We start from the raw sequence: 22,108 nt of genomic DNA, 5'->3' as shown, positions 1-22,108 counted from the left end.
AATACAACCAGATGATTGCGGCGGATTCCCGGTCGAGGCTCGAAGCAGAGGAGACCAGAAAAGAAGACCGCTAAACTAGTCATGGGCGACCCCCAGATAGGCGTCGATCACATCCTGATTGTTGCGCACCTCATCCGGGGAGCCGTCCCCGATCTTCTTTCCGTAATCCATCACGACAACCCGGTCGCTCAGATCCATCACCACGCCCATATCGTGCTCGATCAGGGCAATGGTGGTGCCGAACTCGTCATTCACATCGAGGATGAAGCGGGACATGTCCTCTTTCTCCTCGACATTCATGCCGGCCATGGGCTCATCGAGCAGCAAAAGCATCGGCTCCGCCGCGAGCGCCCGGGCCAGTTCCACCCGCTTCTTCAAGCCATAAGGCAGGCGTCCCACCGGGGTCTTACGGATGTTCTGGATCTCGAGGAAGTCGATCACACGCTCCACCTTCTCGCGGTTCTCGCTCTCCTCGCGCTGCGCCTTGCCCCACCAGAAAGCCTGATCCAGCATGGTCGCTTTCATATGGTTGAGACGCCCGGTCATGATGTTGTCGAGAACCGACATGCCCTCAAAAAGCGCGATGTTCTGGAAGGTCCGCGCGATCCCCTGACGTGCCACTTCATAGGGTTTCATTTTGCGCCGCGGCGCCCCGCGGAACATGACCTGCCCCTCTTGCGGGACGTAAAAGCCGGAAATCACGTTCAGCATCGAGGACTTGCCAGCCCCGTTCGGCCCGATGATCGCGCGGATCTCGCCCTCGCGAATGTCAAAGGAGATATCCTTGATCGCCGTGACGCCGCCGAAGCGCAGGGTGATGTTCTGCATCTCCATCAGAACCCCGCCGATCTTGCGGCCGTCCTCGGTCTCATAGCCCTCTGGGGACATGTCGTTCATTTCTGTACCTCCCGCGCGCGCCGTCCGGCCCGAAACACCAGCGCCCCAATCATCCCGTAGATCCCCAGCACCAGCAGCGTCAGCAGCAACCCGTCATTCAAAACCGCCGGCATCCCGTAGAGCAGTCCGCCCACCCCGCAGAGCGCAATCGCCGCGCCCTGGGCCAGATCCGCGTATTTCCCGACCCGACGCCCAATCACATAGGAGGCGGCAAATCCCAGGGCGAAAAAGAGCACACCAATCAAGGTCATGCGCTGTCCCCCTGCGGGATGGCGGGAGGGGCGAAAGCGTCAGCTGAGCGTCTGCCGATCATTCCGCGGCCACCGCCTGGGGCGCCGTGTCGACCACCCGCACATCGCGGATCTCCAACGTCGCCTTGATCGAGCCCTTGCGCCCATCCTCATAGGTCACTTCCGTCTCGGTTGAGACCGTGGAGGACCCGTCATAGAGCGCCGTGACCAGATCCCCGTATTTCTCTTCGATGATCCGGCGACGCACCTTGCGGGTCCGGGTCAGCTCCCCATCATCCGCATCGAGCTCCTTGTGGAGCACAAGGAAGCGGTGGATCTGGCAGCCCGACAGCATCTCGTCCCGCGCCACGCTCTCATTCACCTCGGCAATATGCCCCTGAATGGTCTCGAGCACTTGCGGATGCCCCGCCAGCTCCTGATAGGAGGCATAGGCAATATTGTTCCGTTCGGCCCAGTTGCCGACCGCCGTCAGGTCGATATTGACGAAGGCCGTGCACATCTCGCGATCGGCACCAAAGACGACAACCTCCAGAATATTCGGGAAAAACTTCAGTTTGTTCTCGACATATTTCGGCGCGAACATGCCGCCGCTGGCGAGCTTGCCCACATCCTTGGCCCGGTCGATGATCCGCAAATGCCCGGTATCGGGCTCGATGAAACCCGCATCGCCCGTCGCAACCCAGCCCTCTGCATCCTTGGTCGAGGCCGTGCTCTCATCATTCTTGTAATACCGCACGAAGACGCCCGGCGAGCGGTAGAAGACCTCGCCATTCTCGGCAATCCGCAGCTCGACCCCCGGGGTCGGCGTGCCCACCGTGTCGGCGCGAACCTCATGGTCCTTTTGCTGGGTGATGAAAACCGAAGCCTCGGTCTGACCATAGAGCTGTTTCAGGTTGATCCCGAGCGAGCGGTAAAAGTCGAAAATTTCCGGCCCGATCGCCTCCCCCGCAGTGTATCCCACGCGCACCCGGCTCAGGCCCAGGGTATTCTTGAGCGGACCGTAGACGAAGATGTTCCCCAGCGCGTATTTGAACTTGTCCATGGCACCGACCGGCTCGCCATCGAGGATCTTGGGACCGACCTCCCGCGCATGGGCCATGAAAGTGTCAAAGAGCCATTTCTTGAACCGCCCCGCATCCTCCATCCGGATCATGACCGTGGTGAGCTGGGTCTCGAAAATCCGCGGCGGGGCGAAGTAATAGGTCGGCCCGATCTCGCGCAGATCCGTCATCATGGTCTCGGCGCTCTCGGGGCAGTTCACGCAGAACCCGGTCCAATAGGCCTGTCCCACGGAGAAGATGAAATCCCCGACCCAAGCCAGCGGCAGATAGGCGAGAATATCATCATCCTGGCGCAGATGATCGAACTCGCCGGAATTTTTTGACGTCAGGATGATGTTGTCATTGGAGAGCACTACGCCCTTGGGACGGCCCGTCGTGCCCGAAGTATAGAGCATCACGCAGGTCGTCTCGCCATTCTGCTTGGCCAGCCGGGCAGTCATCTCCTTTTCCAGCGCGTCATGGGCGCCGCGGCCCATGGTCTGCACATCCGCGAAGAGGCGCAGATGGGTATGGTCGTATTTCCGCATACCGCGCGGATCGAGATAGATCACATCCTCCAGCGTCGGCAGCCGGTCCTTGACCTCGATTACCTTATCGACCTGCTCCTGATCTTGGGCGACAACGTAGCGGGCACCGCAATGGTCGAGAACATAGGCGATCTCTTCGCCGACACTGTCATGGTAGATCGGCACCGGTACGGCCCCGCACATCTGGACAGCGACCATGGTCCAGTAGAGATGGGGGCGGTTCGGCCCGAGCAGCGCGACATGGTCCCCCTCGGCCAGACCCATCTCGAGCAGGCCATAGGCCAGTGCCTCGATCTCGTCCCGCGCCTCGGCCCAGGTCCAGCTTTGCCAGATGCCGAATTCCTTTTCGCGATAGGCGGGTTTGTCGCCAAACTGCGTCGCATTCCGCGCCAGCAATTGCGGAAAGGTCTCCAGCTGACCCGAGGTCGCTGCGTGTGCCATACCAATTCTCCTCCCATGCCGGTGACCCGGCGCACTCGCCTCCTCAGCGAGTCATGGGATACTGTGACGCTTGGTATTGGCCCGTCAATTCTTTTTTTTGAACGAGCGTTCATATAATGTGCAACGATCGGAAATCGCGGCTTTTGTTGCCTAGTGACGCAGCAGATCATCCTCGGCTTCGGTCACATCGACGCCCAGTGCGTCGAGGCCACTCTCGAGATAATCGGCGAGGAGCGGTTGGTTCGACAGGTATTCCTCGGTGGGTGCCGTGGCCTCGGCGAGGGCCATGCGCTTGGCCTCGGCCAGATCCTCGGGCTCGAAATCCTCGCGTCCGATCCACATGACCGCGACGAGCGTGGCCTGCTCGTCCTCGTTGAGATTGCCGATATAGCCATGGAGCTGGCCTGCGGCCATCTTCCCTTCGCGGGACAGCAAGATGACCTGGGCAATCTTGGCGGTGCTGATGTCGAGCATGACGGCCTCCCTTCAACCTGTGGGGGAAGTGTTATGCAGGCGCACGCCCATGGCAAGGGGACCAATGCGCGCTATCCGCGACATTGCGCCGGGTGGCCGATGGACGGCCTGCCTTCGGCGAGGATATTTGGAGACTTAAGGATTGGGATAGCGCTGCGAGAGGCCACCTATCCTTTGGCGAAGATCCGGTAATAGGCCCAGTCCGGCAGGAACTGCCCCAGGCGGAAGAAGGCCGCGAAGATCGAGGGAAAGCTGCGCTTGAACCCGTCCGACATCATCAGCGCGACCATCTCGCGGGCGGCCTCTTCGGGCTCCATGAGGAAAGGCATGTCGAAATCGTTCTTCTCGGTCAGCCGCGTCTTGATGAAGCCGGGATTGGCGACCTGCACATCGACGCCCGTATTGCGCAGATCCGCGTACATGGATTCCGCCATGGCCATGACACCCGCCTTGGACGGCGCGTAGCCCGAGGCACCGGGGAGCCCGCGGAACCCTGAGAGCGAGCCGGTCAGCACGATATGCCCGCTGTCGCGCGCCACCATGGCCGGGAGGACCGCGCCCACGCAGCGCGCCGCGCCGGTGAAGTTGATGTCGCACATCATCTCCACCTGATCCGGATCCCATTCCGTGGCTTTGAGCGGCCAGTAGACCCCGGCGAGAAAGACCATCCCGTCGATCTCACCGATTTCCGCGGCGGCCGCGCGCACGGAGGCCGTGTCCGAGATATCCACCGCGACGGCACTGGCTTTGCCCGGAAGCGCCTCGGCCAGTTCCTGTAACCGATCCGCTGAGCGGGCCGAGAGGATGAGTTCCACCCCCATCCGGCTGAGATGCTCGGCGAGCGCCCGGCCCAACCCTTCGCTGGCCCCGATGAGCCAGTACCGTTTGCCTGTCAGGTCGCGCACGTCGTTCCTTTCTGCGGCCGCTGCTCGGGGGCCGTTACTCTGCCGCCTCGAGATGCGGGAAGGCCTCTTTGGGCTTGCGCCGCATGGTCGCCACGAGCTCTGCCACGGGCAGGCCGAATTTCTTGAACTGGCTGCGGTTGATGATGGCGCCATTGTCCATCAGGTACATCCAGTCCGTCACGTCCAGCGCGTGGCCGCCCGCATCTTCGGTCAAGCGGATCGTGTAGTTGAGCTTGACGCCCGAGCCTTGTTGCTGGCCCGAGCCCGTGCCCACGAGATCATCCGCTTCGGCGCGGATCTTGCCGCCATCCTCAAGGGTCAGGCGCCATTCGCGGTTCTGCACGGTGCCGCTGTCATAGCGGAACTCCTCGCTCATCACGCCCGTATCCCCATCCCAGCGTGCATCGAAATCGGCGACGAAACGCGAGGTCACGCGCCCGGTCGGCCCGTAGATCACGCCCTCGCAGAGGATCGGGCCCTTGAGCTGTTCGCGGATGTCGAACACGGGGCCTTTCTCTGCGTAGTCGGAAGGGGTCTGGGCCGAAAAGCTCCAGAAGCGTTTGATCACCCAGAGCGCGCCAAGCGCGAGGGCCAGTCCGAGAAGAATATAAACGATTGGGTCCATCAGTCGTCATCCTCCAGTCGGGTGGCGGCCAGCAAGGCAATCGCCACCAGTTTCAGGGCACAGGGCACAAGGGCATACAGAATTGTCAGCATCTGGAGCGCCTGCGGGGGGTTGTCAGCCCCGGTCGTAAATCCGGTCGTCTCTAGAAGCGGAAGTAGGGCGACTGCCGCAAAAGCCAGTGTAAACTTGGATACGAGCGACCAAAGGCCGAAACCTTCGGCGGCTGTGGGCGCGATTTGCGCCATGCGCCGGGCGAAGATCGCGGGCAGCAGGGTGAGGTCCGCGCCGAGCGCGGCCCCGGAGCCGAGACAGACCAGCGCAAAGAGCACCGTGTCCCCTGCCCCGAGCGTTGCCGCACCGGCAAAGGCGAGGATCGAGAGCACCATGCCAAAGAGCAGGCTGCGCTTGGCCCCGAACCGGGCTGCCGCCTTGCCCCAGACCGGCGCCGAGGCCGCCGCGGCAAGGAAGAAGAGCAGCAGGAGCGGGCCTTCCATGCCCGGGGCCTGCAACCGGCTTTCGACGAAGAAGAGAAACAGGGTGGAGCTGACCGCTACGGGGGTCGCGTTGACCAGCGCGAGGATCAGAAGACGCCGCGCCACCGGGTCGCGCAGCACGATGGCAAAGCCGGATTGGTCGCTCTGGGGGACGGAGACCGCGCTCCACTGCCCCCGCATGGCCCAAAGCGCCCCGAGGCAGAGGATGGCAAAGCCCAAGGCAAAGGCGGTGAAGGGCGCGGCAGCCCCCATCAGGACCGTGGGCGCCACGGCCGCTACGCAGACCCCCAGCAGCGCGCCGGTCTCCCGCCAGCCCGCGAGGCGGATATGGCCTTTGGCGCCCAGTTGGTCGGCGGCCTGCACCCCTTGGGCATAGAAGCTGATCGTCAGAAAGCTGAAGGCGGAGAAAAGCCCGGTCAGGGTCAGCCCGAACCACAAAAGCGGCGCGACGGGGGGCGTGACCGCAAAGAGCCCGATCATCGACCCGGCCAGCAGAACCACCGCGCCCGCCACCATGGCAGCCCGCGCCCTGCGCGTCCGCTCCGACAGCCAGCCAAGCAGCGGATCCTGCCCGAAATCCAGAAGTCGCAGTACGAAGAGCACCGCCCCCAGCGCCGTAAGGCTGACGCCGTAGCTGTCCACGTAGAATTTCGGCGCGTGGATATAGATCGGCAGTCCCGCCGCCGAGATCATCGCGGCAAACACCGCGAAGCCGGGCAGCCTTGGCGCGCCATCGGCGGCCATGCGGGGCGGGGTATCTGCCAAATCAGTCACCGGGACACGTCCCGCACGGGCGGCTCAGGCCGCGCGCGATACATCGCGCCCTTCCACCACAACTTCAGCGCCTGCCAATGGATCAGCCCCAGCACCCGGCGCGAACCCAGCGGGCGACGCAGACAGGCCTTGAGGATGCCAAAGCTGGTCATCGGTTTGCGCGCCCCGGTCAGGGTCGCATAGAGGCCGCCATTTCCGGTGGTGTAGTCGATCCAGACGCCGACCCGATCCTCGGTGATATCAAACCGAAAGGTGTAGCCCCCCTCCACCGGCTGGAAGGGCGAGACGTGAAAGATCTTCTCGGCGGTCAGGATGTCGGAGCGGGTGATCGGCTCCAGATCGTCGCGGTGGCAAAGATAGGAGTGCCGGTCCCCGAAGGTGTTCGAGACCTCGGCAATCACCACGCGGAGCCGCCCGGCCATGTCATGGCAGAGCCAGAAGGAGACCGGGTTGAACACATGACCGAGGATCCGCGGCTGGGCGAGCAGCAGGATCTGCCCATCGGCCACCTCCAGATCCCGAAGATGCAGGATGTCCCGCACCCAGTCGGCACCCTTGCCCTCTTTGGGCGGGCCCCCATGGTCGCTGTCGCGCAGGGAGGCCAGATTGGCCCCGTTACGCGAGAAGAGAAACGGGGTCTTCGTCTCCGCCTCCGGGTCCGTCAGCACGTAATCGATCGAATAGCGGAAATCGTTCTCCACCGCGCCGCGACGCCCGTGAAAGGTCTGTCCGGCGATATGGTCGAGCACGCTCATTCAGCCGCGACCTTGGCTGCCGGGTAGGCCTTGGCGTTCAGCGCCGCGACCGCGTCCACCGCACTGGCGAAACCGTCCTCATGGAACCCGTTCTTCATCCACGCACCGCAGAAATAGGTGTTCCGCAGCCCCTGCATGGATTGCAGCGCGACCCGGGCATTCTGCGCCGCGAGGTCATAGACCGGGTGCATGAAGGTCACCGTGTCATAGATCAGCTCCTCACGGATCGGCCGCGTGGCGTTCAGAGTGACAAAGAGCGGATCGTCATTCGGGATCTGCTGGAGCTTGTTCATCCAATAGGTCAGGTCGATCCGATCGCTGGTCTTGCCCCGCTCTTCGCAATAGTTCCACGCGGCCCAGATCTTGCGGTGATGGGGCATGGTCGTGGGATCGGCATGGAGCACCGCCTCATTCGGCTGATACTTCACCGCGCCGAGGGAAAGCCGCTCCGCCTCGGAGCTGTCGGCGAGCATGGCGAGGGTCTGATCCGAATGGGTCGCGAAGATCACATCGTCAAAGGGCTCCCAATCGCCGCCCTCGGCCTTCACGAGCACCCCTTCCTTGATCCGCTGCACGGCGGTCACCTTGGCGGGCGCGCGGAGCTCCACCCCGGCCTCCAGAAGCGACCGCGACAGGCGCGCAACGTATTCGATGGAGCCACCCTGCACCGTGTACCACTGATGTTGGCCCGTGGCCGAGAGCAGAGCGTGGTTCTTGAAGAAGCTCACGAGCGCCTGGGCCGGGAAGTCGAGGATCTTGTCCACCGGGGTCGACCAGATCGCGCCGGAAAGGGGCGTGATATAGTAGTCGCGGAACCACGGGCCCGTGCCGAGCTTCTCAAGAAACGCGCCGATGGTGATGTCCGGATCATCCGCCACCTCAAACGCGCGCGTGTTGAAGGTGTTGATGTCCTTCAGCATCCGCAGATAGGCCGGGCGCAGAATATTGCGCTTTTGCGCAAAAAGCGTGCCGACGGTTCGCAACCCGTATTCCAGCCGCCCGCCATCGATCGAGGCCGCAAAGCTCATATCGCTCTTGATCACCGGAACATCGAGTTCATCAAAGAGCTTCGTCAGATGCGGGTAGTTCGCGTAGTTGAACACGATGAAGCCCGTATCCACCGGCTGATCGCCGAAGCGGCCCGCTGTCACTGTCCGCGCATGGCCGCCGAACCGGCTCTCGGCTTCGAACACGGTCACGCTGTGATCGCGGGCCAGCAGATGCGCCGCCCCCAAGCCCGAGATACCCCCGCCGATCACCGCAACCCTGCGCGATGCGCCTTTAATCGTCTCGAATGGCATGAAAAAACTGTCCCCTCGTGTCTTGCTTGATTGACATACGGTCTGACAAGCCAGTTGGATTTAACTTTCTGCCGCTTTCGCGCATTTTTCAGGCAGGCGTGGCCGGGCATTCCCGATAACCTGCGGTTGTGCCTCATATTTTTGGTGCATCACCGGCGCGCGCTCTCTAAGATGGGCGCGGGAAATGGGTGAGCGAGGACCGGACCGGAGTGGCACTGGCGCAAAAAACGACACGTGATGTGACTGTGGATGCGGAATGGGTCGGCATCCTGCTGGCCATTCGCGACCAACAGGATACAGCCGCCTTTGCGACGCTGTTTCGGCATTTTGCGCCCCGCATCAAAGCCTTCCTGATCAAGTCCGGCGCCACGGATTCCGTGGCCGAGGACTGCGCGCAGGACGTCATGACCACGGTCTGGCAGAAGGCGCATCTCTTCGATCCGTCCCGGGCCAGCGTGGCCACCTGGATCTTCACCATCGCCCGAAACCGTCGAATCGACATGATCCGCAAAGAGAAGCGCCCCGAGCCCGAGGATCTGCCCTGGGGGCCCGAACCGGAACCGGATCAGGTCGAGGTTCTCGAAATGCAGCAAGATAGCGAAAAACTTCAGGCTGCACTGATCCAATTACCCGAGAAGCAACGTATACTCATCGAGCGTTGTTATTTCGGGGATATGTCCCATAGTGAAATTGCAACTGAAACGGGTTTGCCCCTTGGCACGATCAAGTCGCGACTTAGGTTGGCGCTTGAGAAGTTGAGACACGAGTTAGACTGACCGATGAGTGATACTGCGATCAAGCACCACCTGAGCGATGAGCTCCTGATGGCCTACGCTGCCGGCACCTTGCCGGAGGCGTTTAGCCTCGTGGTCGCAACTCATATTTCCATGTGCGACGACTGCCGCGCGGCTCTGGCCGCCCACGAGGCGGTGGGCGGCGCGCTGCTCGAAGATACCGCCGAGGTGGAGATGGCGCCCGACGCGCTGGAAAGCTGCCTCGCCTCGATCATGGCGCTGCCCTCCAAAGGGCCTATCGCGGTGAACGTGCCGGAGCGTCCGGTGGCCAAGGCAAAAGGGATCTTCCCTGCACCCCTGACGGAGTATGTTCAGGGCGGCGTTGAGGACGTGAACTGGCGCCCCGTGGGCTTTGGTGTCAAACAGGCGATCCTGCCCACTTCGAAAGAGGCATCGGTCCGGTTGCTCTATATCCCGGCCGGGGTCGAAGTTCCGGATCACGGGCATCATGGCACCGAGCTGACGCTGGTCCTGCAAGGCGCGTTCAAGGATGAGTTTGACCGGTTTGGTCCGGGCGATGTTGAAGTCGCAGATCCGAATGTGGAGCACACGCCCGTTGCCGAGGAAGGCGAGCCCTGCATCTGCCTCGCCGCAACCGACGCACCGCTGAAGTTCCGCAAAATCCTGCCGAAGATCGCGCAGCCTTTCCTGCGGATCTGACGAAGGCCGCCATTGCAAGCAGTAGTCACGGGTCCTACGGGGCCCGTTTTCGTTGGTGGGTTAGCCGCGTGAATCGGGGACCGAAACCAGCTGCGGCGCGGGCGTGGCCTCCAGCTCGGCGAAATCGAAATTGTCGAGCCGCTCCGCGCGCTTGCCCGCCCGCTCCGCTGCCGTGGTAATGCCCTCGATATCCTTGCGCGCCTGATTGAAATGGGTGTCGAGCTTGGCCACCCGTTCCAGCACCAGCTCCACATCCCGGTGCAAGAGCCCCAGGTTCTTGCGGATCGCCCCGGCCTGCTCGCGCATACGGGCATCCTTGAGAACCGCGCGCATGGTGTTCAGCGTCGCCATGCAGGTGGTGGGCGAGACGATCCAGACCCGCGCCGCAAACCCCTCCCGCACGACATCGGGCAGGTTCGCGTGCAGTTCCGCATAGACCGCCTCAGAAGGCAGGAACATCAGCGCCCCATCGGCGGTCTCGCCATCGATGATGTACTTCTCCGAGATCGCCTTGATATGCGCCTTCACCGCCACGCGCAGCTCCCGCAGGGCGAGCGTCTGATCCGATTGGGTCTCGGCGGCGCGCAGCTTCTCATAAGCCTCCAACGGGAACTTGCTGTCGATCACGATGGGGCCCGGCGGGTTCGGCAGGTGGATCAGACAATCGGCCCGTTTGCCGTTGCCCAGCGTCACCTGCATATCGAACGCATCCGAAGGCAGCGCCTTGGACACAATGTCATGGAGCTGGATCTCGCCGAACGCCCCCCGGGTCTGCTTGTTCGACAGGATGTCCTGGAGGCTCAGCACATCGCCAGACAGCTTCTCGATGTTGCTCTGGGCCTTGTCGATGGTGGCCAGCCGCTCCTGCAGCTGGGTCAGGGATTTCGTCGTCTTCTCGGAACTGCCCGCCAGCACCTCGTTCATCCGCGTCTGCATCTCGGAAATCGCATTGGCTGATTTCAGCGCGTTGACATGGAGCGTGTCGGTCATCTGCTGCTGCACATGGGCGAGCCGGCTCTCCATGGTCTGCACCACGTGGAGCTGCGCCGTCGCCTGCGCCTCGGACACGGATTTGAGCCCACCGCTCAGCGCATGCTGGCCCTGGTTCAACCCCTCGACGGCCTGGCCGAGCGTGCTGACCTGCGCGATCAGCGGCTCAGTCGCGCGGGCGGAGCGCCCCGCCGCGCGAAGCGCCAGCACCAGCAGCACGAGGATCAGCAGGACCAGCGCCCCACCGACCCCGAGCGCGGCCAGTACCATCTCGGACTGGCTATAGACCTGTCCCCCAATCTCGATCATGTGCGCCCGAAGAGCCGTTCGATATCGGCGAGTTTGAGTTCCACATAGGTCGGGCGGCCATGGTTGCACTGGCCGGAATGGGGCGTCGCCTCCATCTCGCGCAGGAGCGCATTCATCTCCTCAGCACTCATCCGGCGACCCGATCGGACAGAGCCATGGCAGGCCATGCGCGACAGGATCGCATCGATCCGCGATTGCAGCGCATCCGACTGGCCCAGATCCGACAGCTCATCGAGCATATCGCGCAAGAGCGCCTCGGCATTCACCGTCCCGAGGATCGCGGGCGTCTCGCGGACCGCGATAACGCCGGGGCCAAAGGGCTCGATCCGCAGGCCAAATCGCGCGAACTCCTCCGCATGCTCCAGAAGCCGTGCCGCATCCCCTTCGGACAACTCCACGATCTCCGGGATCAGCAGCGCTTGGGCGGGCACGCCGTTCTCGGCCATCAGGCGTTTGAGCTTTTCATAGACCAGCCGTTCATGGGCCGCGTGCTGGTCGACCAGTACCATGCCCGTCTCGGTCTGGGCCACGATGTAATTCTCATGGATCTGCGCGCGCGCCGCCCCGAGGGGCCGCGCGGTGAGGGTCGGTTCAACCGGCGCCTCCTCGACCCGGGCTTCGGGCGCCTCGGCGAAACCAAACCCGGCGGGCGTCGGATCAGAGGTCGGAGCCTGCCAGGCCGTGCCCCGCGCCAATGCCGCACCACTGGGCCGGTCCAGCTGATAGACCCGCGCCGGTCCCGGCGTCTCGACCAGAGGGTCCGCATCCAGCTCCGGCGCGCGGAAGGCACCGAGCGTCGCGTCCGCCACGGTGGTAGAGGCGCGGTGCCCCGCTTCGGCCAGCGCATGCCGCAGGGCCGTCACGATCAAGCCCCGCGGAATGCCCGGCTCGCGGAACCGCACTTCGGACTTGGCCGGGTGGACATTCACATCGACCCGCTCGGGCGGGCATTCGAGAAACAACACCGCCGCCGGATGCCGGTCACGGCTCAGGAAATCCGCATAGGCCCCGCGCAGGGCCCCCACGAGCAACTTGTCCCGCACCGGGCGGCCATTGACGAAAAGGTACTGCGCCACCGCCGCGCCCCGGGAATAGGTCGGCAGGGCGGCGTAGCCCGTCAGGCCCAGCCCCTCACGCTCCCCCTCGATCTTGAGCGCGTTTTGCGCGAATTCGGACCCGAGGATCCGCGCGAGCCGTCGGTGGAGCGCGTCGAAGAGGTCTCCGGTTTCCGGCTCGACCCGAAAGGTCACGCGGCCATCCCCGCCCCCGGTCACATCGCGCAAAGTGAAACCAACACCGGGTTCGGCCATAGCCAGACGACGAACCACATCGCCAATCGCCTGCACCTCCGCCCGGTCGGAGCGCAAAAACTTGAGCCGCGCGGGGGTCGCGGAAAAGAGCCCGCGCAGGGTCACTGTCGTGCCTCGGCTCAGGGCGGCGGGGCGCGGGGTGCCCATCTTGCCGCAATCCACGGTGATCTCGGCAGCCTCGTCCGCCCCCGCCGCGCGGGAGCAGATGGTCAGCCGCCCGACCGCACCGAGCGAGGGCAGCGCTTCGCCGCGAAACCCGAAGGATTGGATGTTCAGAAGGTCAGTGCCATCGATCTTGGAGGTCGCATGGCGCGACAGCGCGAGGGGCAAATCCTCCGCCGGGATCCCGATGCCGTCATCGACCACCCGCAGCAGGGTCTTGCCGCCATCCGCATAGGCGATTTCGATCCGTTTGGCATCGGCATCAAGCGCGTTCTCAACCAGCTCCTTGATCGCGGAGGCCGGGCGTTCCACCACTTCGCCCGCGGCGATCCGGTTGATCGCCGTCTCGTCGAGCTGCCGGATCACGGGGCGCTTTGGCGCCGCTAGATCCGGTGCTTCAGGCAGGATGTTGGGGGTACTAACGGCCATGCCACCGTATCTAGCATGGCCGCTGCGAGTCGCCTAGGGCTAGTTGGAGGCCTCGAGCCCCTCGGGCATCCCCACCACGACAAAGCGCAGATCTTCGGGCCGCATGAGCCGGGCGGCCACGCGCTGGATCTCCTCCAGGGTCACGGCGCGCACCTTGTCATTGCGGGTCGGGATGTAGTCGATGCCCAGATCATCCTGCTGCATGCCCACAAGGATGCTCGCGATCCGGCCATTCCCGTCAAAGCGCAGCGGATAGGCCCCGGTCAGATAGACCTTGGCCTGTTCCAGCTCTTCGGCGCTCACCCCGTTCTCGGCGATATCGGCCCATTGGCCGCGGATCACCTCGATCGCCTCGGCAATCCGTGTGTTGTCCGAGCTGAACTGGCCGATATAGAGCGCCGCGTCGTCGAGCGCGAGCAGGTAGGAGCCGATACCGTAGGTCAGGCCGCGCTCGACCCGGACCTCCTGCATCAGGCGCGAGCTGAAGCCACCGCCCCCGACGATCTGGTTGAGGATGAAGGCCGGGAAGAAATCCGGGTCATCGCGCTCAAGCCCCACATGGCCGAACCGCGCCACCGATTGCGGCGAGGCGAAGGGCACCACGGTGATCCCGCCACTCAGGGCGACCTCGGTCTCGCCCGGCAGCGGCGCACCGGTTTCCGGCAGTCCGCCCAGCAACGCATCGAGGAGCAGCCCGAGCTCTTCGGCGGTCACATCCCCCGACGCCCCGACAAAGATCCGGTCGCGGGCGAGGATGCCCTGATGCGCGGCGACGATATCGTCCCGGGTCAGGGCCGCGACACTGTCGGCACTGCCTTCGCGCGCGGTGCCATAGGGGTGATCCGGGAAGGCCAGCGCATCAAAGCGCTCGCCGACAATGGTCTCCGGGTCCTTCGCGTCCGAGGCGATGATCGACAGGATCTGCGCCCGCACCCGCTCAATCGCGTTCTCGTCAAAGCGGGGCTCCTGGATGGCGAGCCGCAAATGCTCCAGCGCCTCATCCCGGTTCTCGGTCAGGAAGCGCGCCGAGATCGACAGGCTGTCATCAGTGATGTCGAAGTCAAAGCTCGCCGCCAGGGCCTCGGACCGCGCGGCATAGGCGCGGGCATCATAGTCACCGGCGCCTTCCTCAAGCAGGCCGGACATGAAATGCGCCGCCCCACGCTTGTCCGAAGGGTCGACCACAGCGCCGCCCTTGAAGCGGATCTCGAGCGCAGTGAAGGGGATCGAGTGATCCTCCACCAGCCAGGCTTTGATCCCGCCCGGCGAAGTCACTTCCTGAATGTCGACGATGGCCCAGGCCGGAGCGGCCCAGAGGATCAGCGCGGCGAAGCCGCCAAAAAACCGGCTCATTGCATCAGCTCCTCTTGCCCTTCGCGCATCAGCCAGCCCGTGACCGCCTTGCGCTTGTCAAACACCATCTCACCCGCGGCCTTGATGTCCTCAGCCGTGACCGCCTCGAGGATGTCGGGCCAGGCCTGCACATCGGCGACCGTCAGGCCAGAGGTCAGCGCCGTGCCATAGGTCCGCGCGCGGCTGCCCACATTGTCCCGGCCATAGATCTCGGAGGCGCGGATCTGCATCTTGATCCGGTCGAGCGCCTCGGCATCGATCTCGGTCGCCATGAACTCCGCCACGGCGGCATCCAGTTCGGCCTCCGCCTCGGCCAGAGACACGCCCTCGGCGGGCACGGTGATCAGCCCGAAGGTCGTCGCGTCCAATGAGACCCCGGAATAGAAGGCCGAGGTATAGACCGCACGCTGGGTCTCGAACTCGAGCTTTTCGCCGAGGAACGAGGTCGCGCTCGACCCGCCCAAGAGCTCGGCCAGAAGGGTCAGAGCCGCGGCGGTTTCCTGATCGCCCGCATTCCGCTCGGGCGCGAGATAGGTGCGGATCACATAAGGCTGCGCGACGCGCTCATCCGCGAAGGCAATCCGGCGTTCCGCCAGTTGCGGCGGCTCGGAGGGGCGCAGGCGCTCCGGCAGGTCCGGATTGGCCGGGATGGGGCCGAAATGGGTCTCGGCAAGGGCCAAGACCTCCTCCGGTTCCACATCCCCTGCGACGATCAGGATCGCGTTGTTGGGCGCATAGAAGGTCTCGTAGAAGTCGAGCGTATCCTGCTTGGTCAGCTGCTCCATCTCGTGCCGCCAGCCGATGATTGGCACGGCATAGGGATGGTTCATGTATTGCGCGGCGCGGCGTTGCTCGCCAAAGAGGCTCCCGGCCGAGCTGTCCACACGCTGGCTGCGTTCTTCGAGGATCACGCCCAGTTCAGGGGCCACAACCTCCTCGGTCAGCACCAAATCGACCATCCGGTCCGCTTCCATCTTCAGCATCAAATCCAGCCGGTCCGCAGCAACGCGCTGGAAATACCCGGTATAATCCCAGGAGGTGAAGGCATTGTCGGTCCCGCCATTGGCCTGCACCGTGGCCGAGAACTCGCCCGGGGCCAGCTCATCGGTGCCCTTGAACAGCAGATGCTCCAGGTAATGGGCGATGCCGGATTTGCCCGGCGGCTCATCGGCGGCTCCGGTGCGGTACCAGACCATGTTCGTGATCGCTGCGGCGCGGTGGTCTTCGATGACCACGATCTCTAGCCCGTTTTCGAGCGTATAGGTCGTGACATCCTCAGAGGCAGCCAACGGGCTTGCGGCCAGTGCGGCCAATGCGAGCCCACGCAGGGGTACCCCCATCCGTTTCCATCGCGTCATGCGCGTCTCCATCTATTCGATCCAGGCGGCGTGTCCCAAAGGTACGGCGTCGCGCGCCATCTTCAAGATGTGCTGTCGGGGACGTGAGATCGCAGAGCGGGCGCCAAGGCCCTATTGCGCGCGGTTCGGATCCGGCGGGGCCGAGACGTTACGGACACCGGCGGCACGCAGGCGCAGAAGCTCGGCCTCCTGATCGAGGGAGAGGTCCTCATAGGCGTCAAAATAGGTGTTCACGTTGAACCACTGCTCCAGCAAGCGCCCGTTATTGGCTTGCCGGAACGCCAGATCCTCGGCGGCGAGGGTGTCGCGGATGCCTGCCGTCCGGCCATAGCGGGTGGAATAGCCCACAAGCCCCGCATCACTGCTGGGGATCTGTCCGGTCGGGGTCAGGCGCTCGGGTCGTCCGCCCAGCGCCACGATGGCGTCCGCCTGGGGCGTGGCATCGGTCCGATTGGTCCCGCCCGGTGTCGGCGTCGGCAGGGACGCCAGGTCCTCGGGGATGACCAATGGCTTGGCCGGCAGGATCGCGAACTCATCCGGGCCCGTCGTCGTCGAGCGGACATTCATCAGGATCGGTTCTTCGTCATTGATGCCACAGGCGCTGAGCGCCGCAGCGGCCAGCATCCCCAGTCCAAGCTTTGTCCAAGCGCGGTGCATCATCGTCTCCCTACCCGGTCGCGTCCCGAGGCATAGCCCATCACGCCGCCCGGGTCACGAGGGGTTTTTCTCGGACTTGCCCGCAAAGATCACAAGCCCGAGCGCACCCGCGAAAATCGTCACATCCGCGAGGTTAAACGTAAAAGGATTGCGGATGCCGCAGCAGCTCATGTTCAGGAAATCCGCCACCGCGCCATAGATCACCCGGTCGATGACATTCGCGATGGCGCCCCCCACAAGCAGGCCCGCGCTGATCTCAGCGGCGCGCCCGCCGCCCTCGCGCCGGACCCAGATCACCACGGCCACGCAGATCCCCAAAGCCAGCGCGATCAAGACCCAGCGCATCAGGTCGCTATCGGATCCAAAGAGGCCGAAATTCACCCCCTGATTCCAGCCCATCCGAAAGTTCAGGATCGGCGGCAGCACGTCGATCGCTCTGATTTCCTTGAGGTTCATCCAATGCACGACGATCAGCTTGCTGAGCTGATCGAGGGCACAGGCCGCAACCGCAGAGAGGATCAGAGCGCGCATCGAGGCTCAGTGCCGGAAGTGTCGCATGCCGGTGAAGACCATGGCGAGCCCGGCCTCATCGGCGGCCTTGATCACCTCGTCATCCCGCATGGAACCGCCGGGCTGGATCACCGCCGTCGCGCCCGCCTCTGCCGCCGTCAGCAGACCATCGGGGAAGGGAAAGAACGCGTCGGAGGCCACGACCGAGCCCTGGATGAGCGGTGTCTCGAGCCCCAGCACCTCGGCCATGTCGGCGGATTTGCGCGCAGCGATCCGCGCGCTGTCCACGCGGCTCATCTGGCCCGCGCCCACACCGACCGTCGCGCCGTCCTTGACGTAGACAATGGCGTTCGACTTCACGTGTTTCGCGACCTTCCAGGCAAAGAGTAGGTCGGCGATCTCCGCATCGCTCGGCGCGCGCTTGGTCACGACCTTCAGGTCATCCCAACCGATATTGCCATTGTCCTTGTCCTGCACCAGATAGCCGCCAGAGACCTGCCGCACGGTGAGCATGGCCGCTTTCGGATCCGGCAACGCTTCGGTGGTCAGCAGGCGCAGGTTCTTCTTCTTGGCAAAGACCGCACGGGCCGCATCATCGGCCCCGGGCGCGATCACCACCTCGGTGAAAATCCCCGAGATCGCCTCGGCCGTGGGACCATCCAGCGGCTGGTTGAGGGCGATGATCCCGCCAAAGGCCGAGGTCTGGTCGCAGTTGAACGCCGCCGTATAGGCCTCTGCCAGGGTCGCGCCCCGGGCCACACCGCAGGGATTGGCATGCTTGATGATCGCGCAGGCCGGGCCGTCTGCGGGCGCGAATTCGGCCACCAGCTCAAACGCAGCGTCAGTGTCATTGATGTTATTGTAGCTCAGCTCTTTGCCCTGATGCTGCACCGCCGTGGCCACGCCCGGGCGATCCGAGCCATCCACATAGAAGGCCGCGGCCTGATGCGGGTTCTCACCATAGCGCAGGGTCTGGGCCAGCGTGCCTGCCACCGCGCGACGGCGCGGCGCGACCTGCGCCAGCGCATCGGTCATCCAGCCGGAGACCGCCGCGTCATAGGCCGCCGTGCGGGCATAGGCATTCAGCGCCAGCGCCTGCCGGAACGGGTAATCCGTGGCCCCGTCATGGGCGTCGAGCTCGGCCAAAAGGCCGTCATAATCCTCCACATCGGTGATCACGCTGACAAAGCCATGGTTCTTGGCAGCAGCGCGGATCATGGCCGGTCCACCGATATCGATGTTCTCGATGCAAGTGGCGTAATCCGCTCCGGCCGCCACGGTCTGCTCGAACGGATAGAGGTTCACGACCAGCAGATCGATCGCGCCAATCCCGTGGCGCTCCATGGCCGACACATGGGCCGCGTTATCCCGCAGCGCGAGCAGCCCGCCATGAACCATCGGGTGCAGGGTCTTGACCCGGCCATCCATCATCTCCGGAAAGCCCGTGACATCGGACACATCGACCACTTCGAGCCCCGCATCCCGCAGCGCCTTCGCCGTCCCCCCGGTCGAGAGCAGCTCAACCCCCCGCGCCGCGAGCGCCTGCCCCAGCGGCACAAGCCCCGTCTTGTCGGAAACAGAAAGCAGCGCACGGCGCAACGGCACGAGGTCGGTCATGGTCGGTCCTTTGGAAAGTCTTGGCAGCGTTTGCGCGCCCTATACAGGGTGGATCGGCGATTGACCACTCCACGCGCCGGGATCGGAACCGCAACGCTGTCGCATGTCACTTCTAGCCATTTTCGCCGCGCGCGCCAAGAAGGCAGGCACCCAGCGCATGCCCCCGGGCGCCCGCGCGGATGGCGCCGCAGGCGCCGATCCGCCAAGCAAATGGAATGCGCCGCAGGCGCGCAATTGGATCACCAACCGTGGGCCCGGCTCAGGTCGCCCGCGTGAGGGACCAGCCGATCTCTACCGCGTAGTCCTGCACATGCCCCGCGAGCACGATCTGCCGCGTCGCCCGCGGCTTCAGCCGGTCCCGCTCCAGCACCACGCTGGGCGCCAGCCGCAGCTCCGCACCGCGCGCGCGAAAGATCCAGACCTCGCCCTCCCCGGCCACGAGCGAGACCGCCGTGCCGCCCATATCGATCTCCGCCTCCACATCCGGGGCCAGATGAAACCGCAGGGAATAGGGTAGGCCCGTCCCCCGTGTCCCCGCCGCCGCACGATCGCAGCGCAGATGCGCCCCCTCGGACAGGGCCGCAAGCGTATCGGTTCCCGAAAGCACACGCCCTGCCCCGTCGAGCTCCATCTGCCGGGCATGGGTCAGCCCGTGGCTCGCATCATACCCGTCATGGGTCATCAGCCGCCCGGACATGCCCAGCGGCCCGTCGTAGATCTCGACCGTGACCCGGGTCGGCACCTGGGCCAGGGCCTCGATCTCGCCGGGTTTGCGCGCCCTTGTGATCAAACGCGAAGACGAAAGGCCATCGAGCTCCAGCGTGGAATGGGACGCCGTGGCCCGCGCCGCCCGGCGCCATTCCGGGCCAAACCCAGTCGCCGGACCACAGCTGACAATCAATGGATGGACCCCTGACGTCATCTCGAAGGCCAGGGTCGAAGCATGGGCCGAGAGCGCGGCGGCCCCCCGCGGCGGCGTGGCCGCGTCAATCAGGACCGTGGTCCCGCCCGCAGCCAGCCGTGCAAAGCCCATGACGGACGGCGCCTCGGACAAGCCCGCCACCCCGGTCCGCGCCAATGCGCCCTTCAGATGCCCCGGCGCGCCGCGTCCGCCCCCATGGCCGCGCAAGAGCGTTCCATCCCGATGGCGCAACGCGCGCAGGCTTGGCGCCATGCGCGTGATCGCCTTGGCCTGTTCGAGACTGGGGGGCAGGCCCCGCGCCTCCACCGCCTCCGCGACCCAGGTCAGAAGCGAGAGCACATCGAGCATATCCTCCGGGTTCCGCGAGGCCAGCGCGCCCTGGGCGTCGATCTCCCGGCGGCAGGCCTGATCCAGCGCCTTGGAGGCCGCCGCGACCTTGTCCTCGAACCCGCTCAGGCTCAGCCCCGCATACATCATCCCACAGAGCGCCTCGAACCGGGGCCGCCCGGAGGCCGCCGTCCGCCAGCGCCGACTGAGAAACACGGTCTGATGGCTGAGCGACCGGAAATAGCGGGGTGCGAGCGCCGAGCCGTCCGCTCCCAAGAGCAGCACCGTATGACTGATCCAGCGCATGATCCGCCGCGCGGTCAGGTCCGGGGTCCAGCCTGGCCCGCGCCCCCGGCCATAGCGGGTGATCCAGTCCGACAGCCAGCGCTGCGCCAGCTCCCGCGCGGGCTTGGTCCCCAGCGCGGCCAGATCATCAAGCCATTTGAAATCGTGGAGCATCATCGCATCCAGGCCGGGCGCATCCGCCGCCACATCCCAGAGGGAGAGGCCCGGGGCCGCGATGATCTCCCCGTTGATCAAATGGTTCCCGGCCAGCAATTGGCGCCCTCGGGCCGGATCGCCAAAGCTTGTGGGTTCCGGATGAGACACGAAAGCCGTCGATCCCGGCCCCAGCCCGGCCAGAAGCGCATGCATCCGATCCGCCGCGCGGTAGCCCGCCGACCGGGAACCGGTCGACCGTGAGAGGTCCTGCTTGAGACTGCCCGCCATGGCCGTGTCAGGGTCTTTCCGATGAAGTGCCTGCACGGGGTGAGCGCCCGCGCGTTGGTCAAATCCTAAGCCCTGCCCAACGGCCTGTCATGGCGATATCGGTGCTCAGACAGGTTTCCCCAAAGCTGCGATAAAAAAGCCATCCAACCCGCCGCGCTCGGGCCAGAAATCCGGGCGCAGACGGAGGGCCCCGGCCTCGGTGAGCCACGCGGTCTCGATGCCCGGCAGATCCGCGAGGTTCTGCTGTGTCAGCCCGGGATGCCGCGAAAAGGCGGTGGCAATCTGATCCTCCCCTTCGGCGGGCAGGAGCGAACAGGTCGCAAAAACCAACCGCCCACCGGGCCGCAGCATGGCCAGCGCGCGATCCAAGAGCGCCGATTGCAACTCGGTCACATCACTCAGATCCGACAGATCCCGCAGATAGGGCAAATCCGGATGGCGCCGGATCGTGCCCGTGGCCGAACAGGGCGCGTCGAGCAGTACGGCATCAAAGGGTGTCTCGGGCGCGTACGCTCGCGCATCCGCCACGACGACCTCCGCCGAAAGCCCGGTCCGCTCCAGGTTCTCCCGGAGCCGCGCCATGCGCCCCTCGGAGATGTCGAGCGCTGTGACTTCCGCCCCGGAGGCCGCCAGTTGCAGGGTCTTGCCCCCGGGCGCGGCACAGAGGTCGAGCACCCGCTCCCCCGGCTTGGGCGCCAGCGCGCGCGCGGCCAGAGCGGCGGCGGCGTCCTGCACCCACCACGCGCCCTCGGCAAAGCCCGGCAGCGTGCTGATCTTGCCCGGCTCCCGCAGGCGCAAGGATCCCGTGGGCAGGATCTCGGCCCCGAGGGTCGCGGCCCAGTCCTCGGCCCGGGTCAGGTCGCGCAGACTGAGATCCGTGGGAGGCACCTGAGCCTGCGCGGCCTCCATGGCGCGCACGGTCTTGTTGCCCCAGACCGCGGCCAGCCCCTTGCGGAACGGTTTCGGTAGGCTGGGGGGAGGGGCGGCTTCCCACGCCTCCGGGCCGCGCTCGGCCACGCGACGCAGGACGGCGTTGACGAGCCCCGGTGCCTTGCTGCGCGGATCGGCGGCGCGGGCCAGATCCACAGCCGCGCTCACCACCCCATGGGGCGCCTCGCCCAGCGCGCAGATCTCATAGGTCCCGAGCCGCAGGATGTTGTGGATCTCGGGATAGGGCGGCAGGCGCAGAAACGGGCCGAGCATCTGATCGCAGGTCCGCAGATGGCGCAGGGTCTCGGTCGCCAGTCGCTGCGCCCGGGCGCGATCCCCGCCCCCGAGTGCCGCCAACGGCCCCTTGCTCCGGGCGATCTGATCGGCCAGCGAGATCTGATCGATCAGAACCCCGTTGATCAGCGCCAAAGCCGCGGCGCGGGCCGGGCTCTCGCCGGTCTGTGCAGCGCTGCCTGCCACCCTGCGTCTCCTTGTTGCATCCCGCTTGTCGCGGCCAGCTTGGGCCGTATATCACCAGCATCACCG

20 protein-coding genes are annotated in these 22,108 nt (G+C 65.1%); 2 read left to right on the top strand and 18 right to left on the bottom strand.

Annotation, left to right across the window (positions count from 1 at the left end; all coding sequences use genetic code 11):
* Window positions 1–75 precede the first annotated feature (75 nt).
* The 9 genes from ACP153_RS18870 to ACP153_RS18830 form a co-directional block, all read right to left on the bottom strand.
* Window positions 76–897 (bottom strand): ABC transporter ATP-binding protein, encoded by an 822-nt coding sequence (locus ACP153_RS18870; protein WP_424972568.1) that lies wholly within the window; start codon window positions 895–897, stop codon window positions 76–78.
* Window positions 894–1,148, bottom strand: a complete 255-nt coding sequence (locus ACP153_RS18865) for a hypothetical protein (RefSeq protein WP_424972567.1) — start codon at window positions 1,146–1,148, stop codon at window positions 894–896. The genes ACP153_RS18870 and ACP153_RS18865 overlap by 4 nt, the downstream gene beginning before the upstream one ends.
* A 58-nt stretch (window positions 1,149–1,206) precedes the next feature.
* Window positions 1,207–3,177: an AMP-binding protein gene (locus tag ACP153_RS18860; RefSeq protein ID WP_424972566.1), complete on the bottom strand. Its 1,971-nt coding sequence runs from the start codon at window positions 3,175–3,177 to the stop codon at window positions 1,207–1,209.
* Window positions 3,178–3,327: 150 nt separating this feature from the next.
* A complete protein-coding gene (locus ACP153_RS18855; protein WP_424972565.1) occupies window positions 3,328–3,651 on the bottom strand; it encodes a DUF3775 domain-containing protein in 324 nt (107 codons plus the stop codon).
* A gap of 167 nt (window positions 3,652–3,818) precedes the next feature.
* Window positions 3,819–4,556 carry an SDR family NAD(P)-dependent oxidoreductase gene (locus tag ACP153_RS18850; protein ID WP_424972564.1) on the bottom strand — a complete coding sequence of 246 codons (738 nt, stop codon included), beginning with the start codon at window positions 4,554–4,556 and terminating at the stop codon, window positions 3,819–3,821.
* Window positions 4,557–4,590: 34 nt separating this feature from the next.
* Window positions 4,591–5,181 (bottom strand): DUF3833 domain-containing protein, encoded by a 591-nt coding sequence (locus ACP153_RS18845; protein ID WP_424972563.1) that lies wholly within the window; start codon window positions 5,179–5,181, stop codon window positions 4,591–4,593.
* Entirely contained in the window at window positions 5,181–6,419 is a 1,239-nt protein-coding gene (locus ACP153_RS18840) for an MFS transporter (protein WP_424972587.1), read from the bottom strand. Before ACP153_RS18840 ends, ACP153_RS18845 begins: the two co-directional genes overlap by 1 nt.
* 26 nt (window positions 6,420–6,445) lie before the next feature.
* Window positions 6,446–7,204 (bottom strand): DUF1365 domain-containing protein, encoded by a 759-nt coding sequence (locus ACP153_RS18835; protein ID WP_424972562.1) that lies wholly within the window; start codon window positions 7,202–7,204, stop codon window positions 6,446–6,448.
* Window positions 7,201–8,505 carry an NAD(P)/FAD-dependent oxidoreductase gene (locus tag ACP153_RS18830; RefSeq protein ID WP_424972561.1) on the bottom strand — a complete coding sequence of 435 codons (1,305 nt, stop codon included), beginning with the start codon at window positions 8,503–8,505 and terminating at the stop codon, window positions 7,201–7,203. The genes ACP153_RS18835 and ACP153_RS18830 overlap by 4 nt, the downstream gene beginning before the upstream one ends.
* Window positions 8,506–8,714: 209 nt before the next feature.
* Here ACP153_RS18830 and ACP153_RS18825 point away from each other — a divergent pair, with 209 nt between their 5' ends.
* Both ACP153_RS18825 and ACP153_RS18820 read left to right on the top strand, forming a co-directional pair.
* A complete protein-coding gene (locus ACP153_RS18825) occupies window positions 8,715–9,281 on the top strand; it encodes a sigma-70 family RNA polymerase sigma factor (protein ID WP_424972560.1) in 567 nt (188 codons plus the stop codon).
* 3 nt (window positions 9,282–9,284) lie between these two features.
* Window positions 9,285–9,959 carry a ChrR family anti-sigma-E factor gene (locus ACP153_RS18820; RefSeq protein ID WP_424972559.1) on the top strand — a complete coding sequence of 225 codons (675 nt, stop codon included), beginning with the start codon at window positions 9,285–9,287 and terminating at the stop codon, window positions 9,957–9,959.
* Window positions 9,960–10,019: 60 nt separating this feature from the next.
* Here the strand turns inward: ACP153_RS18820 and ACP153_RS18815 are convergent, their stop codons facing one another.
* The 9 genes from ACP153_RS18815 to ACP153_RS18775 form a co-directional block, all read right to left on the bottom strand.
* Window positions 10,020–11,258, bottom strand: coding sequence for a DNA recombination protein RmuC (locus ACP153_RS18815; protein WP_424972558.1), 1,239 nt, complete (start codon window positions 11,256–11,258; stop codon window positions 10,020–10,022).
* A complete protein-coding gene (gene mutL, locus ACP153_RS18810; protein WP_424972557.1) occupies window positions 11,255–13,159 on the bottom strand; it encodes a DNA mismatch repair endonuclease MutL in 1,905 nt (634 codons plus the stop codon). Before mutL ends, ACP153_RS18815 begins: the two co-directional genes overlap by 4 nt.
* Window positions 13,160–13,198: 39 nt before the next feature.
* Window positions 13,199–14,512: a M16 family metallopeptidase gene (locus tag ACP153_RS18805; protein WP_424972556.1), complete on the bottom strand. Its 1,314-nt coding sequence runs from the start codon at window positions 14,510–14,512 to the stop codon at window positions 13,199–13,201.
* Window positions 14,509–15,870: a M16 family metallopeptidase gene (locus ACP153_RS18800; protein WP_424972555.1), complete on the bottom strand. Its 1,362-nt coding sequence runs from the start codon at window positions 15,868–15,870 to the stop codon at window positions 14,509–14,511. Before ACP153_RS18800 ends, ACP153_RS18805 begins: the two co-directional genes overlap by 4 nt.
* A 111-nt stretch (window positions 15,871–15,981) precedes the next feature.
* Window positions 15,982–16,527, bottom strand: a complete 546-nt coding sequence (locus ACP153_RS18795) for a DUF3035 domain-containing protein (protein WP_424972554.1) — start codon at window positions 16,525–16,527, stop codon at window positions 15,982–15,984.
* 54 nt (window positions 16,528–16,581) lie between these two features.
* Complete coding sequence (gene lspA, locus ACP153_RS18790; RefSeq protein ID WP_424972553.1) at window positions 16,582–17,058, bottom strand: signal peptidase II; 477 nt, start codon at window positions 17,056–17,058, stop codon at window positions 16,582–16,584.
* A gap of 6 nt (window positions 17,059–17,064) precedes the next feature.
* A complete protein-coding gene (gene purH, locus ACP153_RS18785; RefSeq protein WP_424972552.1) occupies window positions 17,065–18,654 on the bottom strand; it encodes a bifunctional phosphoribosylaminoimidazolecarboxamide formyltransferase/IMP cyclohydrolase in 1,590 nt (529 codons plus the stop codon).
* Window positions 18,655–18,913: 259 nt separating this feature from the next.
* The gene (locus ACP153_RS18780; RefSeq protein WP_424972551.1) at window positions 18,914–20,668 is read right to left on the bottom strand and encodes a heparinase II/III family protein; all 1,755 of its coding nucleotides are present in this window, start codon (window positions 20,666–20,668) and stop codon (window positions 18,914–18,916) included.
* Between the two features lie 69 nt (window positions 20,669–20,737).
* Window positions 20,738–22,042, bottom strand: a complete 1,305-nt coding sequence (locus tag ACP153_RS18775) for an RsmB/NOP family class I SAM-dependent RNA methyltransferase (protein ID WP_424972550.1) — start codon at window positions 22,040–22,042, stop codon at window positions 20,738–20,740.
* Window positions 22,043–22,108 lie beyond the last annotated feature (66 nt).

Origin of the sequence: Dinoroseobacter sp. S76, from assembly GCF_049801095.1 — a bacterium.
GTDB lineage: Bacteria > Pseudomonadota > Alphaproteobacteria > Rhodobacterales > Rhodobacteraceae > Dinoroseobacter.
This window is presented reverse-complemented; position numbering and strand designations above follow the sequence as displayed.